The organism is Cupriavidus taiwanensis, from assembly GCF_900250075.1.
GTDB classification, from domain to species: Bacteria; Pseudomonadota; Gammaproteobacteria; order Burkholderiales; family Burkholderiaceae; genus Cupriavidus; species Cupriavidus taiwanensis_C.
In genome coordinates this window covers 1,235,557-1,252,906 of sequence record NZ_LT977071.1, presented here as the reverse complement: position 1 = coordinate 1,252,906, position 17,350 = coordinate 1,235,557, and the positions used below count along the sequence as shown (strand labels likewise).

Here is a 17,350-nt window from a genome sequence, read left to right as displayed (position 1 = left end):
GCTGGCCTGCGCGGCGGCGCTGCGGGGCGCGGCGCGTCGTGCCGGTCGTGGCCGCCCGCCGGTGCTGCACGGCGGCTGGCCATCGCCAGCGCGTATCGCTGCTGCGCTGCATTGCCGTCGAGCTGGCAAGCCCGACATACTGCTGACCCGATTCCCGTCGGAAGAAAACCTGGCAGGCCCCGCGTGGGGGCTGCCGTGATTGTTGTTGTGGTGTGCGCGCGCCGCGGCGCCGGGCCGCGGCGCGCCAGGTTGCGCCTTACGCTTCCAGTGCCTTGCCGCGCGTTTCCGGCAGCGTCAGTGCGGCCAGGATCAGCACGCCATACGCGGCCGCGGCAAAGATGCCGATGGCGTGGCCCAGCGACATCTGCTGGCTGACATGGCCGATCAGGAACGGGAAGAACGCGCCGATGGCGCGGCCCACGTTGTAGCAGAAGCCCTGGCCGGAGCCGCGCACGCTGGTCGGGAACAGCTCGGTCAGGAACGCGCCCATGCCGGCGAAGATGCCCGAGGCAAAGAAGCCCAGCGGAAAGCCCAGCAGCAGCATCACGGTGTCGTTGACGGGGATGTGCGTGTAGGCCAGCGCGATCGTCATCGAGCCCAGCGCGAACAGGATGAAATTGCGCTTGCGGCCGATGCGGTCGGTCAGGTAGGCGCTGGTGACGTAGCCGATATAGGAGCCGACGATCACCATCGCCAGGTAGCCGCCGGTGCCCAGCACGGTCAGGCCGCGCTCGGTCTTGAGGAAGGTCGGCAGCCAGGTGGTGATGGCATAGTAGCCGCCCTGCGCGCCGGTGGTCAGCAGCGCCGCGCGCAGCGTGATGCTGATCAGGCGCGGGGAGAAGATCGCGGCGAACGAGGTTTTCTCGCTGGCCTGTGCCTCGCGCGCCTTGTGCTCGGTATAGACCTCCGGCTCCTTCACCAGGCGGCGCAGCACGATCACGAACACCGCCGGCAGCAGCCCGATCAGAAACAGCACGCGCCATGCGGTCTCGGCCGGCAGCAGCGAAAACACCAGCGCATAGAGCAGCGCCGCCAGGCCCCAGCCCACGGCCCAGCCGGCCTGCACCATGCCCACCGCCTTGCCGCGGTCCTGCGCGCGGATGGCCTCGCCGATCAGCACCGCGCCGGCGGTCCATTCGCCGCCGAAGCCGAAGCCCATCAGCGCGCGCGCCACCAGCAGCTGTTCATAGTTCTGCGCCAGCCCGCACAGGAAGGTGAAGAAGGCGAACCACAGGATCGTCAGCTGCAGCGTGCGCACGCGGCCGATGCGGTCGGACAGGATGCCCGCGACCCAACCGCCCGCGGCTGAAGTCAGCAGCGTGGCGGTGCCGATAAAGCCGGCGTCGGCACGGCTGATGCCCCAGGTGGCGATCAGCGTGGGGATGACAAAGCTCAGGAACTGCGTGTCCATGGCGTCGAGCGCATAGCCGACCTTGCAGCTCCAGAAGGTGCGGCGTTCATTGGCGGTGATGTCGCGGTACCAGGAGAAAAAGCCGCGCGACGGTGCTGCCTCGGCGCTGGCGGGCGATGACGGCTGGGGGCTCTGGATACTGCCGATCTGCGTTTCCATGCATTCCTCTCGTGCGATGTCTGGCTCGGCCCTGGCAGCGCGCGTGGCACGCGGTGTCTGCCTTGTGGTCCCGCCATGCGTTGCCGGCTACCGCTGGCGCTCGATGGCGCGGCGGTGCGCGGTTGCAGCGCTTCCTGCGGTGCGCCCGCTGACTGCATTCTTGAAAGGCACGGCGGCCCGCGTCCAACTAGTTTTTCGGGCGGCGGCCGATAAGAAAAATTGATTCCTGTGCTGAACGCCCGTGAATGCGCGGCTGGCGCCGTTCCGTCCCGTGGCGCCATCGCCACGGCCCGCGGGTTTTCCCCGATGCCGGGGCGGCGTGCGCGGGGCGCAGCCGCAAGGGCATAAGCATACGGCGCGCCAGCGCGCACGGGTTGGCCGCGGCCCTACGGAAACACGTAGGGCCGGGCGGTGCGCGGCGCGGCCGCTACGAGCCTTCGGTAATGGCACATGCCGCCGTGCTCGGCTAGGCTTGCACCCATTGCCCCCCACCGTGCGCGTGCCGCCTAGCCTATGTCAATGCTTGCCCGCCTGACCCTTTCCACGCTCCGGCTCGCCGTGCCTGCGCTGCTGTTGGCGTGGCAGGCGCCGGCGCACGCGCAGCTGATCCCTGTGGAGCGCTCGGTCGAGGTGCTGGCTGATCCGGCGCGCGTTTGGGAGCTGGCCGGAGGCTACTGCGCGGTGCCGGACTGGGACAGCCTCTACAAGGACTGCCGCGTGGTGCTGGGCAGCGGCAGCCCGGGCACGGTACGCCGCATGGCCCACAAGGCCGGCGGCCTGCCGGCGGTCGACGTGCTGACCGACAGGGGGCCGTTCTCCTACAGCTACCGCAAGCTCTCCAGCCATACGCGCGGGCGGCTGCAAGCCACGCCGGGGCAGGACGTGGGCACCACGCACGTGAGCTGGCAGATGTGGCTGGACCCGTCGGCCGTACCCGACGGCGCGCGCGCCGAGTACCCGGCGGCGCTGGGCGACGACATGCTGGCCGCGCTGCAGCGCCTGAAGGCGCAGGCCGAAGCGGCGCAGCATGAGGCCGAAGAGGAGGCCGCGCGCGGTCCGGCACTGATCCCGCCGCGCCAGCCGCCGACGCCGTCGCAGCCGTCGCCGCTGGGGGCGTGAGCGCGGCGCGCCGGCCATGCTGCGGGGCAGCATGGCACGCTCCCGAGCGCTGCTGTCAAACGCTTGTTTGCCTCCGTGCCATCGCGTAGATTCTGTGGCTTGGATTCTGTCCTGATGCGCCGCCGCAGCGCGCGTCCCGCCTCCCATCGCCCATGAACCTGCGCTTTCTCGAAACCTTCGTCTGGGTGGCCCGCCTGCGCAGCTTCCGCCTGACCGCGGAGAAGCTGTTCAGCACGCAGGCCTCGATCTCCAGCCGCATCGCCGTGCTGGAGGAAGACCTGGGGGTCAAGCTGTTCCTGCGCGATTCGCGCGGCGTCACGCTGACGCCGGAGGGCCAGCGCGTGCTGGAGTACGCCGAGAAGATGGTGAACACCATGCACCATATGCGGCAGTCGCTGGACCGTTCGCGCGCCATCGCGGGGCGGGTGCGCATCGGCGCGATGGATTCCGTGATCCATACCTGGCTCTCGACCGTGGTCAAGCGCGCGATGCAGGCCTACCCGGCGCTGGAGATCGAACTGACCGCCGACGCCGCGCTGAACCTGTGCGACCAGCTGCAGAAGGGTTATCTCGACGTGATCTTCCAGACCGACCTGCTGCGGCTGGAAACGGTGCGCAATGTCGAGCTGGCGCGCTACCCGATCCGCTGGATCGTCGCCACCGGCTCCGCCTGCGACCGACCCTATGCCTCGCTCGAAGAACTCGCCGCCGAACGCGTCATCACCTTCGTCAAGAACTCGCGCCCGCACCAGGACATCCTAAGCCTGTTCCACCTGAACGGCGTGGCCTCGCCGCGCATCAACTGCGTGAACTCGGTGGCGGCGATGACCCGGCTGATCGGCGACGGCTTCGGCATCGGCGCGGTGCCGCCGGCACTGGTGCGCAAGGAGCTGGTCGACGGCACGCTGTCGGTGGTGGACGTGGAGAACCATCCGCCCGCGCTCGACATCGTCGCCTCGTGGCGCATCGGCGCGGGGCTGGAGGTCAACGAGTCGATCGTCGGGCTGGCCACCGGCGTGGTGGCGGAGTTCTGTGCCGAGGTGGGCGAAGACATGGCGGTGGCGGCGCAGCCGCAAGCCGCGGGGCCCCACGCGGGCTCGTAGTCATCGGATTCCTTTATCGCGCTCGATCCGAAAGATTTGTTGGACGCCGGCGCCGGCGGGCGACCAGAATCGGCAGGTCAACCCGACTTTCGCGCCGCCCGGCGCCTGCCTGCCGACCATGAACCAGCCGCTCCAGCATGCCGCCTCGCTCCTGCCCGAAGACCCCGCCGCATTGCGCCAGCTGATCCGCGCGGGCCGCTACCACGGCCATACCAGCGGCCTGGCGCGCGGCCACGTGCAGGCCAATATCGTGATCCTGACGCGCGACTGGGCCTATGATTTCCTGCAGTTCTGCGCGCTCAACCGCAAGGCCTGCCCGCTGATCGACGTGACCGATCCGGGCGACCCGGTGTTCCGCAACCTCGGGCGCGATGTCGATATCCGCACCGACGTGCCGATGTACCGGGTCTATCGCAACGGCAGCGCCTACCACGAGACCACCGGCATCACCGAGCTGTGGCGCGACGACTTCGTCGCCTTTGCCATCGGCTGCTCGTTCTCGTTCGAGCAGGCGCTGCTGGCGGCCAACGTGCCGCTCAAGCACATCAACCTGGGCCGCAACGTCGCCATGTACCGCACCGCCATCGAGACCCGCCCGGCCGGCCGGCTGTCGGGCAAGCTGGTGGTGTCGATGCGCCCGCTCAAGGCCGCCGATGCGATCCTGGCCACCGAGATCACCGCGCGCTACCCCGACGTGCACGGCGCGCCCGTGCATATCGGCGACCCGCGGCTGATCGGCATCGAGGATATCGAATCGCCCGACTACGGCGACGCGGTGCCGCTCGACGCCGACGAAATCCCGGTGTTCTGGGCCTGCGGGGTCACGCCCCAGGCGGTGATCCGAGAGGCGCGGCCCGAGATCTGCATCACCCATGCGCCCGGCTGCATGCTGGTGACCGACCTGGACAACAACCGCCTGTAGCCAACCTGCCCCGCGCAGGCCCTACGAATTCCCATAGTTGGCCTGCGCCGCCGACGCGCGCAGAATCGGCGCGCATGATGCCCGCGGCTTGCCCGCTGCTGGCGCGTGGCCGCGGCCGCGTGCCAGGGCATCGGCAACCGTCTGACCTGCCGGCACGCGCCGGCGTCGCCAGGAGACTTGCGTCATGCTGGATTTCATGGATGCCATCCGGGCTGCCGGGCGCGCGGCAGCCGAGGCCGCGGCCCGCGCCGCCGCCGAAGCCGCGCGCGAGGCGGCCGAACGCGCCGCCCGCGAAGCCGCCGAACGCGCCCAGCGCGCCGCCGAGGCGCGCGAGACCCAGCGCCAGCAAGACACCCAGAACACGCAGCAGGCGCAACAGTCGCAACAAACCCAGCAAAATCAGCAGGCCAGGCCCGCGGACCAGCCCGACAAGCCGCAGGCGGTGGTGGTGACGCCGGCGCTCTACACCACCAACGCCACCGGCGCACAGTCGCCCAAGGCGATGCAGGTCGATGCGCCGGCGCCCGAGAAGCCCAAGACCGACCCCGCCGAGGAAGCGCGCAAGAAGAAGGAAAACGATGCCAGGGCGCTGACCGATGGCTGGCAGCAGCAAGCGCAGGACGCCTATGACAAGGTGGTGGCCGACCTCGACGGCCGCGCCATGACCGACAAGCAGTGGCAGCCGCTGGGCCTGAAGTACGGCAACGTGATGGGCGGCGCGCAGAACGAGCTGCGCGTGGCCGCCAACAACGCCGCGGCCACCGGCGGGGACGTCAAGGCCGCGGTCGAGGCCAAGGCCGAGGAGATCCGCAAGCGCTATGACGATCCCAACGTCGCGCTGAATATCGAAGAAACCAAGACGCAATTCCTGAAGAACGAGAGCACGCAGCAGGCGCGCGACACCCAGGGCGCGCGCTTCAACGTGGTGCTGGCGCAGGAAAAGGAGCAGCAGGCCGCCGCCAGGGTCGACCAGGAACAGGCCGCCTACCTGAAGATCCCCGGCGGCATCCGGCGCTTCGAGCTCGAGGCCGACGACCAGCTGGTGGCCGCGCGCGACGCCCACGAGCAAGCACAGCAGGAACGGGTAAAGGCCGAGGAGTCCTTCCTCGCCGCCATGCAGAAAGAGATCGACACGATCGCGGCGAACGGCTACAAGCAGGACGCCGACCAGGCGCTGAAGGACCTGCGCAACGATCCGCACGACCGCACCCTCTCGATGGCGGACCGCTCGTACGACCTGACCCTGGCCAACGGCAAGGTCGGCGACGCCGACGCGCAGCTGCAGGCGCTGGCGTCGGGCCAGGGCGTCAAGGTGCCGGACAGCTATCGCCAGCAGGCGGTGCAGGACCTGAAGGCGCGCTACGGCACCGACGGCGGCATGGGCCAGCTGATCGACCGGATCGACCTGCGCGGCCGCATCGCCGGCGAGATGGAGCACCTGACGCCGTCCACCGAGTTCGAGCGCAAGCTGGCGCAGAACGACCCCACCACGCTGGCGATGGCGCAGGCACAGGGGCTGACGCTGGATCCCCAGGCCAAGACCGATCCCAACTCCGCCACGCCACGCGACCTGCCGCAGGCAGAGCGCGCGCTGATGGAACACAACCCGGCCGGCTACGTCATGTACAAGGCGCTGGGCGCGGACAGCCTGATTCCCGCGCCCGACCTGCCCGCCACCGATCCGGCCCGGATCGCCTACGACAAGGGCGTCGCCGAGAAAGGCCTGCTCGGCTACACCGTCGAGCAGCTCAAGGCGCGCAGCGAAGACCCCAGGCTGAGCCAGGCGCAGCGTGACCAGGCCGCCAGCGGCCTGAACCGGATGCTCGGCTTCATGGAGGGCTCGGTGCCGCTGCGCGTGGACGCCATGACCCGCGGCATCGCGCAGAAGCTGGACCGCGGCGACGTCACCGGCGCGCTGCAGATGCGCAAGGCCGGCGCCGATGCCGCGCAGACGCCCGAGGAGCGGCAGCTGTACGTCGACGTGCACAACGACCGCTTCAGCGGCGACCTGTTCAAGGCGCAGATCGAAGCGTCGATGGACAAGGACCTGAAGAACAAGACCCACGACGACCAGGGCCGGCCCATCATCGGCCAGGAGAAGATGTACGCCGACAAGGTCGGCGTCTACCTGCAGGAAGTGGCGCCGCACCTGATCGAGGAAGACGCCGGCACGCTGCTCGATACGGTGAAGAGCGAGTACAGCAACGACTGGACCGGGCGCAACAACAGCCAGTCGCCAGGCTACAACGACTGGGACGACTTCTATCATGGCCTGTCGGCGGTGGTCGACGCGGCCGATGCCGGCTACTACGCGCGCAATCCGCAAGCTCAGGCCGGCACGGCGCCGGCCGCGACCAGCACGGCCAGCTGGCTGACCGACCGCGACAACGAGGTCAGCATGCTGATGATGATGAACCAGGGCGGCTCGTCGCGCCAGGGACGCATCTACGGCGGGGCCCAGGACGCGGCCGCCAAGGGGCACATCGGCCTGTCGGCCGCCTTCGAGCAGTCGCTGAAGTCGAGCAAGGACGCGCCGGTGATGTCCGACGTCTACCTGCGCAACGCGGTGCAGCGCGGCAGCGAGGACTACGCCGGCACCGACGAGGCAAAGGAGGCCAACCAGCGCTTCGAACTCGACAAGGACGAGATCCTGCGGCAGACCTTCGACAGCCTGGCGATGCGCAAGGAAGAACTCAGCGCGAAGGCCTCGGACGAGAAGGGGCTGTCCGAGGCCATCGCCCTGGGCGCGCCGCAGGGCGACGCGAACGCAATCCGCGAACAGATCGCCGACGATGCAAAGCCGGGTACCACCGTCAAGGCCATCCCGATGTACGTGGCCGGCCCCGGCGAGGTGCCGTACCAGACCGCCGTGTTCGAATTCGAGGGCAAGGACGGCAAGACCCTGTGGGTGGACGACCAGGGCTCGGTCTACGGCAAGGAGGAGCTGGACGCAAAGCGCGATTTCCAGGAGAACAACCTGCTGTCCGACCGGGGCACGGTGTACTTTGCCGAGAACCTGGATCTTGGCCGTGACGGCCACGTCGACTACGCCGCGATGGATGCCCATATCGTCACCACCAGCGAGAAGGTGTGGGGCTGGGTCAACCTCGGCGTGGCCGCCGTGGGCGCGGTCGCGGGCGGGGTGCTGGCGGTGGCCTCGGGCGGCACGCTGACGCCGCTGGTGGCCGCGGCTTGGGTCGGCATGGTGGGCAGCATGGGCTACGGCGTCGGCACCTCGTGGGCCGCGCTGGACAATATTTCGGACCATGGCCGCTCGGTCAATCCCTTTGCCAGCCAGGAAGCGATGGCGCAGTGGCTCAACGTCGCCGGCTCGCTGGCCGGCATGGGCGGCATGGGGCTGGCCAAGACCGGCGCGCTGGCGATGAACGCGGGCACCCGGCTGGCCGGCAGCACCAACCCGCTGCGCCAGATGGCGGGCGGCATGCTGACCCACAGCGCCGGCCACTACGGCAGCGCCAGCCGCGTGCTCAATGGCGTGGGCTTCGGCATCGGTGGCGTGCAGACGCTGCAGCAGGCCGCCATGTTCGCCGAGCATGGCAGCGAGATGAGCGTGTCGGAGAAGCTGCAGAACGGCGCCATGCTGCTGATGGGCGCCACGCAGATGCTGCCGATGGCGGTGCAGAAGCGTATCGGGGAATCCGTGCGCGACGGCTACCAGGCCATGCGCGGGCGCGGCGCCGGCGATCCAGCCGGCATCGGCGGAGCGGCGCGGGGCGTCGCACCGGACGCGCTGGGCGCGTACCGCGACGGCGATGGCGTGCCAGCCGCGACGCGGCCGACCACGCGCCGGGGTCCGGCCGGCCGCGACGCCGAGGGCCAGCCGCTCGCGCGCACCGATGCCGACGGCCAGTCCGGCCGCTCCGGCAGGCAGGCCGACGGTGAACCCGCCCCGGGCGCAGCCAGGCCCGCGACGCCGGCGCGCAGCAACGGCGGCCGGCCGGCCACCGACGGCGCTGCCACGCCGGCGCGCGACCTGCGCACGCCGCACCGCCTTACGCCCTGGCAATCGGCCAGGCTCAGCACCGCCGCGGCCTTCGACATGGCGGTCACGCGCGGGACGATGCTGCAGGAACGCGTGATCCACGGCATGATGGACCGCGCCATGAGCCGCGCCATGGCGCGCTACGTGACGGAATCCGCCGCGCGCAACCCGTCGGGCGAGCGCGGCGGCGGCCGCACCGACGCGCCGGTGGCGGCGTCGCGCCGCCGTGGCACGCACGGCACGCCGGCGCCGGCGCGCGCGCCGCGCCACCCCGCGGGCGACGGCGAGGCCGGCGTGCAGCGCCGCACGGTGAGCCACGGCCCCGCGGTGGTGGCGCATGCCGACGGGCCCGAAGCGCCCGCGCGCATGTCGCTGCGGCAGAACGCGATCTCGCCGCTGGACAACGTGCTGTGGATCGACGGCAGCATGGAGAACATCGGCGTGCCCTACGGCGCCGAGATGGCCGCGCGCGCGCTGGCGGACCTGGACTCGGTGATGATCGTCACCGGCCCGCTGACCGCCCATGGCCGCGCCGAGACCAACGGCCCGGTTGGCGCGGCCTCGCTGGGCGCCTACCTGGCCTCGCTGGGCAAGGACGTGGTCTATGTCACCGACCGCGCCCATGCGCGCACGCTGCGCAAGATGCTGCGTCAGGACCTGAACCAGCCCAATGCGCGCGTCGAGACCTTCTCGGCACGGGACTTTGCCAGCGCGGGGCGCCAGTCGCGCGCGCTGCTGGCGATGCACAAGCCGCAGGCGGTGGTGGCGGTGGAAGTGGCCGGGCGCAACACCAACAACGAATACCGGCTGCAGAACGGCGAGCGGGTGCGCGGCAATGCCATGCTCGACCAGTTGCTGATCGACGCCAACGACATCGCCGACATGGTCACCATTGCCGTGGGCGACCACGGCAACGAGGCCGGCATGCGCGCCGCGCGCGACCGCCTGCTGCGCGACATGGCGGTGACCGAGCAACTGGCCGACAGCTGGTCCGACGTCGGCGCCGACCACCTGGTGACGGGCATGAATTCCAACCTGGCGGCGCAGGCGATCGGCTTCGGCGTGCAGCGCGCGCTGGGCCGCGACAGCGGCATGCCCAGCGTGGAAACCGTGGGCGCGCTGCTCGACACCATGGCGCGCCACAAGGCGCGCGACGGCGTCACGCTGGAAGTCGGCGCCACCAGCGTGCGCGGCTACGACAAGACCGTGCAGAAGGGGGTCTACGAGCTGCTGCAGAAGGCGGCCGAGCGCCTGCCCGCGGGACTGGACATGGCGCAGCTGTTCGAGGGCATCCAGCGGCGCTTCCTGCCCGACGGCATCGATCCGGCCGACTTCGGCATCCGCGTGCAGGACGATGCGATCGTCATCACCGCCTTCGATTCCAGCAACGGCGGCCTGCTGGCCGCGCAGAACATCGCGCGCCATACCTATGCCATGACCGGCAAGGCGGTGCAGGTGGTGGCCTTTACCGACCATGCCGCCGGCACCTACGGCGGGCGCGAGCGCGGCGACCTGGTGAACCTGGTCCACGCCGGCGTGGTCGCGGCGCAGAAGGCCAGGGGCGCGGTCGACCTGTTTGCCTGCAACACCGCCTGCACCGCGTTTCCCGAGGCGCTGGCCGGCACCCACCAGGCCAAGGTGGTCAACCTGATCATGCAGACCGCGCCCAGGATCGTCACCGAGGGCGGGGCGCGCCCGGTGGTGGTGGCCACGCCCGGCACGGTCAAGCTGCACGCCTACCTGGAAGCGGTGGCCGAGGCCAGCGGCGGCAGCGTCACGGTCAAGGAGATCGGCGCGACCGAGTGGGCCGATGCGGTCAACAACCTGATGCACCTGGCCGACGGCAAGCAGCTGGAACAGCTCAAGGGGCTGGTGGCCAAGTACATCAACGCCGAGCAGATCCCGGCCGACGCCACCTCATTGTGGTTCTGCTGCACCCACTATCCCGCGCTGGAGACGCTGGTGCGCCAGCAGCTCGATGCCATCGGCCGCAGCGACGTCAGGCTGATCGACCCGATGCAGTACCAGGCGCGCAAGGGCGTGGAGATGCTGGTCGACCAGGGCCTGATCGACCGCAGCGCACTGCTGGAGCAGCCGCTGGACCCGTCGGCGGTGCCCGACGACAAGACCCTGCCGACCATCGTCTTCACCACCGGCCAGCCGTCGCGGGTGTCCGGGCTGGCGCACGCGATGGGGCGGCGCCCCGATATCCGCGTGTTCAAGACCGCCTTCGGCGAGGCCGCCGACGTGTCGCCGGCGCTGGCGCTGGTCGAAGGCGGGCGCCACCTGTCGCCGGTCGACCGCGTCAGCTTCAACTACATCGGCCGCGGCCTGCGCGAGTTCTACATGCCGGGCGGCGCCGAACGCGCGGCGGCGTCGCTGGAAGATGCCAGCAACGTGATGCTGGTGACGGGCTTCTCGGTGGCCAAGGACATGCCGGAAACCGACGGCCCCCCGGGCACCGCGGAACTGGGGCGCGCGCTGCGGCTGCGCGGCAAGCAGGTGACCTACGTGGTGGATTCGGCCAACCGGCCGATCCTGGAAGGCATCCTGCGCGAGATGGGCGAGCCGCTGGACAATATCCGCGTATTCGATGAACCGATCGCCAGCGCCGCCGAGCCGGCGCGCGCGCTGTTGCGCGAGGTCGGCCCCGACCGGGTCATGGCGATCGAGCTGCCGTCGCGCAGCGCGCGCGGCATTAAGCACAATATGCGCGGCATCGGCATCGACGACTTCAACCCGGCACTGGACCAGATCGTGCTGGAAGCCAATGCCATCGACGGCATCGAGACCCTGGGCGTGGGCGATGGCGGCAACGAGGCCGGCATGGGCGGCGTCGGCGGGCTGATCCCGCGCGCGCTCGACGGCAGCGATATCGCCGCGGTGGTGCCGGTGGACCATGTGGTCACCGCCAGCGTGTCGAACTGGGGCGCGTACGCGGTCTCGGCGCTGCTGCTGCGCCGGGGCAATATGCCGGAACGCTTCCAGAGCCCCGAGGAACTGGGCCGCGTGCTGCAGGCGGCGGCCGATGCCGGCGCCGTCGACGGCGTTTCGCGCGAGCGGGTGGCAACGGTGGATGGCTTCTCGACCGAGGTGCACCAGGCGGTGATCACGCTGTACGGACGCGCGGCCGCCGGCGGCCAGCCGCGCGGACCGGGTGCCGCGCGCGCACCGCTGCCGGGCGGTCCGGCGCTGGCGCGCACGCCGCTGGCCGACGCCGCCGAAGCGGTGGTCGCGCACGGCGGGCAACTGCCGCGCAAGGCCGCTTCCGCAAGCCGCGCCGAGGACGCGGGCAGCCAGCCGGCGGCGATGCCCGCGGCGCGGCCGGAGATTCGCGACGGCAGCTGGTCGGTGCGCGACGGCGCGCCAAGTCGCGGCGCGATAGCGGCCACTATCGACGGCATCCATGCCTCCGGCGGGCGCCTGGCCGGCGTGCACTACGTGGTGACCCATGGCGATGGGCTGTCGGTGCCGCTGCGCGCGGGGCTGCCGGAAGCATCGTTCCTGTCGCTGCAGCAGGCCATGCGCGACCTTGGCCCCGCGCTGCAGGCGGGGGGCAACTTCCGCATCGCCATCGTTTCGCAGCGCGAGGCGGCGCGGCACGGCGCGGTCGACGCGCGCAGCGTGGTCGGCACGGTGCCGCTGTCGCTGCGCGGGCACAAGCCGCATGCGGACGGGTTTGCGCTGAATCCGGATTACCACGGAGAGATCCGCGCCGCGTTGCCCGACGACTTCCGCGCCGGCCTGCCGCTGGTGCGCCAGCAGGACGGCCGTCGCATCGACGTGCTGGCCCGGCTGGAGCAGTTTCCGCGCGGGCGTGCCGACCTGGACCTGGCCCAGCAGGCCGGCCAGAAGACCTTTGGCGACGAGGCGGTGGCGGTGTCGGTGCCGCAGATTCCCGGGCATTTCACCGTGCGCGCCGAGGGCCTGTTCGGCGGCATCGCGATGCGGGCCGGCGACGGTCCGGCGTCGTTGATCGACGCCACGGCGGTGATCGACCGCATCCGCTCGCATCCGGACTACCAGCAGGGCATGCCGGTGGTGCTGTACGGCTGCTACGGGCAGGACGGCGCGGTGTCGCTGGTGCAGCAACTGGCCACCGGGCTGAACGCGCGCGTCTACGGCGCCGACGGCCGGCTGGACGTGGATGCGTTCCGCGCGCCGGGTAGCGACCTGGCCTATGGCGCGCGCCTGCGCGTGGCCGCCGATCCCGCCGCCATGGCCGCTTCCGGCGCGCCGGTGCATGTGCAGGACGGCGGCCGCTTCCACGGCGCCATGCCGGCGCTGCCGGTGGTGGCGCTCACCAGCGGCGGCAAGCCGGTGCGCCAGCAGGGCGCGCGCACCGCCGGCGATCCGGTGCCGGCCAGCTGGCGGCAGACGCCGGACCGCTGGGCCGAACTGGCACTGGGCGAGCCGGCAGTGCGCGTCAACGCGCCCAGCGATCACCTGGTGGTGGTCGGGGCCGTGCGCCCGGAGGGTGGCCTGCGCGGCGAGGGAGGCGAAGGCATCGGCGCCCACGAACTTGCCCTGCAGCTGGCGCACGACTGGGAGCCCGGCCAGCCCATCGTGCTGGCGCTGGACGGCGCGCATGCACCGCAGGGACGCATGCTGGCGCAGCAGGTGGCCGACGTGATGGGCACCGAGGTGCTGGTGCCGGAGTTCGCGCTGCGCCGCGGCGCCTACGCGCAGGATCCGGCCAGGAGCCAGATCGACCTGGCGCAGCCGGGCCGCTGGCGCCGCCTGTCGCCGCAGCCCGATCCCTACGCCGGCCACAGCTTCAAGATCGACCACCACGGCAACGTGTTCCTGCGCCGGCCCGATGGCACCCGCGAACGGGTGCAACTGGAAACCTACCTCGGCCCGCGTCTGGGCAGCGGCGGCGCCAAGACCGTGTTTGCGCTGGGCAAGGACCTGGCGGTCGGCATTGCCAACGAGGCCTGGCTGGGCGACATGGTGCACGGCGAGCGCGCCGCCATGGCCGAGGCCGCCGGCACGCACGGGCTCAAAACCGTGCGCAGCTTCGGGCCAGCTTCGTTCGAGGCGTTCGGGCGCCCGGCCATCGGCTACGAACGCTACGCGGCCAGCACCAAGGACCTGTTCGACGCCGCCGGCCAGTTGCGGCCAGAGCATGCCGCCTTGCTCAATGGCCGCTCCGCGCACGATATCGCCGCGCTGGTCGACACCATGAAGACGCGCAATTTGCATCTGGGCGACGTGGAGTTCGCGCTGTTCCCGGACGGTACGGTCAAGGTGGCCGACCTGACCCATGTCGAGACCGGCTCGGATGCGTCGCAAGGGAGCGCGGTGTACCGCATGCTGGACCGGATGCAGGAAGCAGGGCGCGCCAGGGGTGACGACGGCACCCGGGGCGGCGAGGGCGCAGTGGTGCGCGCGACCATCTCGCATGGCCCGGCCGGCAATGCCCCGCCGCCCGGCAGCAATGGCCCGCGGCCGTGGAAGGTGCGCACCGCGCTGGCGGTGTCGGCGGCCGGCACCTTCGCCGCCGCCTCCGGCGCCGCGGCGATCTCTGCGCAGACCGGTGCCAACCTGGTGCTGACCAGCGCCGGCTGCTTTATCTACCGCGGCAGCGTGGCGATGGGGCGCACCGTGCATGCCAACAAGGTGATCCGGCGCGCCGGCACGCACACGCCGGCCGATATCGCCTGGCTGCGCCGCGCGCTGACCGAGAAGCCCGGCACCGCGGTGTGGGGCATCAACGGCACGAACCAGCAGAAGTTTGCCAAGGCGCTGGACCAGCTGGAGGCCTACGCCCACCACGCCGACAAGAAGGACCTGGCGGAGGCCCCGGACAAGATCCGCGAGGCGCAGGCGGTGATCGGCACCATCGGCGCCTCGCTGCTGACGCCCGATACCCGGGCCGGCCAGGTCAACGACGCGCTGCAGCTGACCACGCTGGCGATCAACAACGGCAACACCATGCTGTGGTTCGGCGAGCACGGCGTGACCCAGATCGGCGAGCCGCTGACCTACAGCAGCGCGGTGTTCCTGGCCGCCAATTCGGTGCTGAGCACGGTCAATTTCGCGGCCCGCGCTGGCTATCACACCGGCCTGGCGCAGCCCGCGCTGCTGGGTGCGCGGCTGCGCAAGTTCGTGATGAACGCCTACTCGGTCGGCGCGGTGCCGCTGGCCGTGGCCGACATGATGCACACCGGCGGCGTGGTCGGCGCGATCGAGGCGGGCAGCCTGGCGGTGTTCGGCATCGGTGCGCACCTGCAGTCGCGCAACGAGCAGAAGCTGATCAATGCCGAGAAAAACCGGCTGGCGAAGGCCGCCGATCCCGACGCCGTGGACAAGCCGGTCACGCCATGGCTGGCGCAGAAATGGGATTTCTTCGGCCGCGCCATGCCCAAGGGGCTGGTGCTGCTGGGCGGCGGCGTGATCGTCAACTTCGGCGCCAAGATCCTGGTGGAGCTGCTCAAGGACGAGGACAAGGGCGCGCCGCGGCCAACGCCGACGCCAACGCCGACGCCCAGCGGCGGCCCCTCGACCCCGCCGGCGCCGCCGAAAGAGCCACCGAAAGAGCCACCGAAAGAGACCCCGGCAGAACCGCCCAGCGAGACCCCGAGGGAGCGCCCGGGCTCCGGATCGGTACGGGTGCAGCCCTACAGCCCGGACCACGTCGCCGGTTCCACGCTATGGGGCATCGCCGGCGCGCATCTGGACACGCTGCTGTCCGACGGCCAGAAGGCCGAGGCCCGGGCGCAGGCGATGACGCCGGACCAGCAGGTGGCCAACTTCGCGCTGCGCGAACTGATCAACCTGAACCCGCGCTATCGGCTGGCCGACAACCCGGACCACCTGGAGCCCGGCTGGGAGCTGGACGTGACGCGATAGGGCATCGGCGGCGCCGCGCGTCAGCGGCTGCCGTGGCGCTCCAGGTAGTCCGCGAACTCGTCGCGCACCACCGTTTCGATGCGGGCGAGCTCGCCGTCGGTGATGTCCTCGAACAGCTTGCGCTTGCGCCGCGACAGCTCGCCGTGGTTCTGCACGACCAGGTCGATCAGGTTGGACAGCCGCGACTGGCGCAGGTCGAGCCAGCTTTCGAGCCGGGTCACGCTGGCGTCGTAGGCGCGCAGGTACTGGATTTCCTGCGCCAGGTCCTGCTCGACGCATTGCTCGATGCACTCGAACACGAATTCGCACAGCGCGGTGGCGTCGAATGAGGCATAGAGCCAGTAGGGCTGCGGCGACTTGATCAGGATGGTGTCGCTGTCCGCATCCAGCGCGTAATTGAGCAGCGCGGTACGCGGCGCGGAATAGGCCTTGAGCAGGCCGGCGTAGACGTCGAGCTGCTTGAGCATGCGCGCCGACACCGGCAGCACCACGCCTTCGGGCGTGACGCCGGCCTGGCGCAGCAGGTGGTGGATCAGGAAACGATGCAGGCGGCCGTTGCCGTCATAGAACGGGTGCGCAAAGACAAAGCCGAACGACACGCACGCCGCCACCACGATCGGGTTTGCCGCGCGGGATTCGACCAGTGCCGCAACCGCGGCAATGCCGTCCATCATCGCGCCCAGCTGCGCCGGCGGCGGCGGAATATAGTCCGCGATATTGCGCAGCCGCCCGCCGCGAGACAGCCAGTTCTGCTGGTCGCGGAAGCTGTATTCGGCGCGCAGGCCCGAGATGATCTCGTTCTGCCATTCGCACAGCTGCGCTTCGGTCAGCGGCGCGCGCTGGCCGGCATATTCCAGCAGCCGCCGGAACTTGGCGACGCGCTGGTTATCGGGAATCTCATGCTCGATCGAATACGTGGAGCGGGTCTCGGCCAGGTAGAGATAATCCACCGCGCGCGCCAGCAACTCCGGCTCCAGGCGCCGGATGGCGCTGCCCACACGGCCGGGCAGGTCGGCGGCAATCCAGCGCGCGAGCTTCTCGGTACGGCGCACCACCGGGCAGAATGCCGCCGGCCCGAGGTGATTGTTCTGGATGCCAAACTGCAGGTCCGGCGTTGACGGGCCGGTCACGTATTCCGCCTCATCCAGCGCCAGCACCCGCGGCGCGCCGGCCGGCAGCTTGTAATCGAACTGCGCCCCGGCCAGCCATTTGGCATAGAAGGCGCTCAGCCGGGCATAACGCGAGGTCGGCGTGGCCGCCAGCCAGGCGCGCACGTCCTGCACCGCCTGGGGCTGCTCGAACAGCGCCGCCAGCACGGTCAGGTCGAGCTGTTCCTTCTTCAGCGCAAAGGTCAGGTGGTCCACCGTGGTGTCGCCGCCGCGGTAGCGGTTGCGCGGGTAGACCGTGCGCGTGGTGCCATCCGGGCCGGTATGCGTGCTGAGCACGCCGGTCTTGTCGCCGAGCGCCGAGGTGCAGCGCAGCGGCGGCACGCGCAGGCCGAACTGGCGGATCAGGGCGTCGTAGCCTAGTGGTGCATGAGCCATGCGGAGGTCGGTGAAATGTGGGCTGATGCCCGCGGAGCTTACCATAGCTTCTACCGGACTTACCAAAACATCTACTTCGAGCCGGATTTCTGATAATTTAATATATGAAGCCGGCGCGCCACGGGCAGGCTAGCCGGCCAGCAGACCGGCTTTACGAGGCGCTCTACTGCGCTTGCCGTTTTGTCTATTCCAGGCGCAGGCGATGACGTTTTCGTCTACACGAGTCAGCCGGCG

Annotated in this window: 6 protein-coding genes; 4 read left to right on the top strand and 2 right to left on the bottom strand. The window is 70.4% G+C overall.

Features of this window, described 5'->3' with window-relative positions:
* Positions 1-256: 256 nt before the first annotated feature.
* A complete protein-coding gene (locus tag CBM2588_RS21995; RefSeq protein ID WP_439897461.1) occupies positions 257-1,570 on the bottom strand; it encodes an MFS transporter in 1,314 nt (437 codons plus the stop codon).
* 513 nt (positions 1,571-2,083) lie between these two features.
* On the opposite strand from CBM2588_RS21995, the gene CBM2588_RS21990 reads away from it, so the two are divergent.
* The 4 genes from CBM2588_RS21990 to CBM2588_RS21975 all read left to right on the top strand — a co-directional run bounded on the left by CBM2588_RS21990 (position 2,084) and on the right by CBM2588_RS21975 (position 15,572).
* Positions 2,084-2,689: an SRPBCC family protein gene (locus tag CBM2588_RS21990; protein ID WP_115682473.1), complete on the top strand. Its 606-nt coding sequence runs from the start codon at positions 2,084-2,086 to the stop codon at positions 2,687-2,689.
* A gap of 152 nt (positions 2,690-2,841) precedes the next feature.
* On the top strand, positions 2,842-3,792 hold the full coding sequence (locus tag CBM2588_RS21985) for a LysR family transcriptional regulator (protein WP_115682472.1): 951 nt from the start codon (positions 2,842-2,844) through the stop codon (positions 3,790-3,792).
* A gap of 118 nt (positions 3,793-3,910) precedes the next feature.
* On the top strand, positions 3,911-4,714 hold the full coding sequence (locus tag CBM2588_RS21980) for a putative hydro-lyase (protein WP_115682471.1): 804 nt from the start codon (positions 3,911-3,913) through the stop codon (positions 4,712-4,714).
* 184 nt (positions 4,715-4,898) lie between these two features.
* Positions 4,899-15,572 carry an LWXIA domain-containing protein gene (locus CBM2588_RS21975; RefSeq protein ID WP_115682470.1) on the top strand — a complete coding sequence of 3,558 codons (10,674 nt, stop codon included), beginning with the start codon at positions 4,899-4,901 and terminating at the stop codon, positions 15,570-15,572.
* A gap of 20 nt (positions 15,573-15,592) precedes the next feature.
* Here CBM2588_RS21975 and CBM2588_RS21970 read toward each other — a convergent pair whose 3' ends face one another.
* Positions 15,593-17,116: a Fic family protein gene (locus CBM2588_RS21970; RefSeq protein WP_115682469.1), complete on the bottom strand. Its 1,524-nt coding sequence runs from the start codon at positions 17,114-17,116 to the stop codon at positions 15,593-15,595.
* Between the last annotated feature and the right edge of the window lie 234 nt (positions 17,117-17,350).

What these genes read in the sequence shown, in the direction of transcription:
- CBM2588_RS21995 (WP_439897461.1), bottom strand. Translation starts at nt 1,570, where the DNA reads ATGGAAACGCAGATCGGCAGTATCCAGAGCCCCCAGCCGTCATCGCCC.
- CBM2588_RS21990 (WP_115682473.1), top strand. Translation starts at nt 2,084, where the DNA reads ATGTCAATGCTTGCCCGCCTGACCCTTTCCACGCTCCGGCTCGCCGTG.
- CBM2588_RS21985 (WP_115682472.1), top strand. Translation starts at nt 2,842, where the DNA reads ATGAACCTGCGCTTTCTCGAAACCTTCGTCTGGGTGGCCCGCCTGCGC.
- CBM2588_RS21980 (WP_115682471.1), top strand. Translation starts at nt 3,911, where the DNA reads ATGAACCAGCCGCTCCAGCATGCCGCCTCGCTCCTGCCCGAAGACCCC.
- CBM2588_RS21975 (WP_115682470.1), top strand. Translation starts at nt 4,899, where the DNA reads ATGCTGGATTTCATGGATGCCATCCGGGCTGCCGGGCGCGCGGCAGCC.
- CBM2588_RS21970 (WP_115682469.1), bottom strand. Translation starts at nt 17,116, where the DNA reads ATGGCTCATGCACCACTAGGCTACGACGCCCTGATCCGCCAGTTCGGC.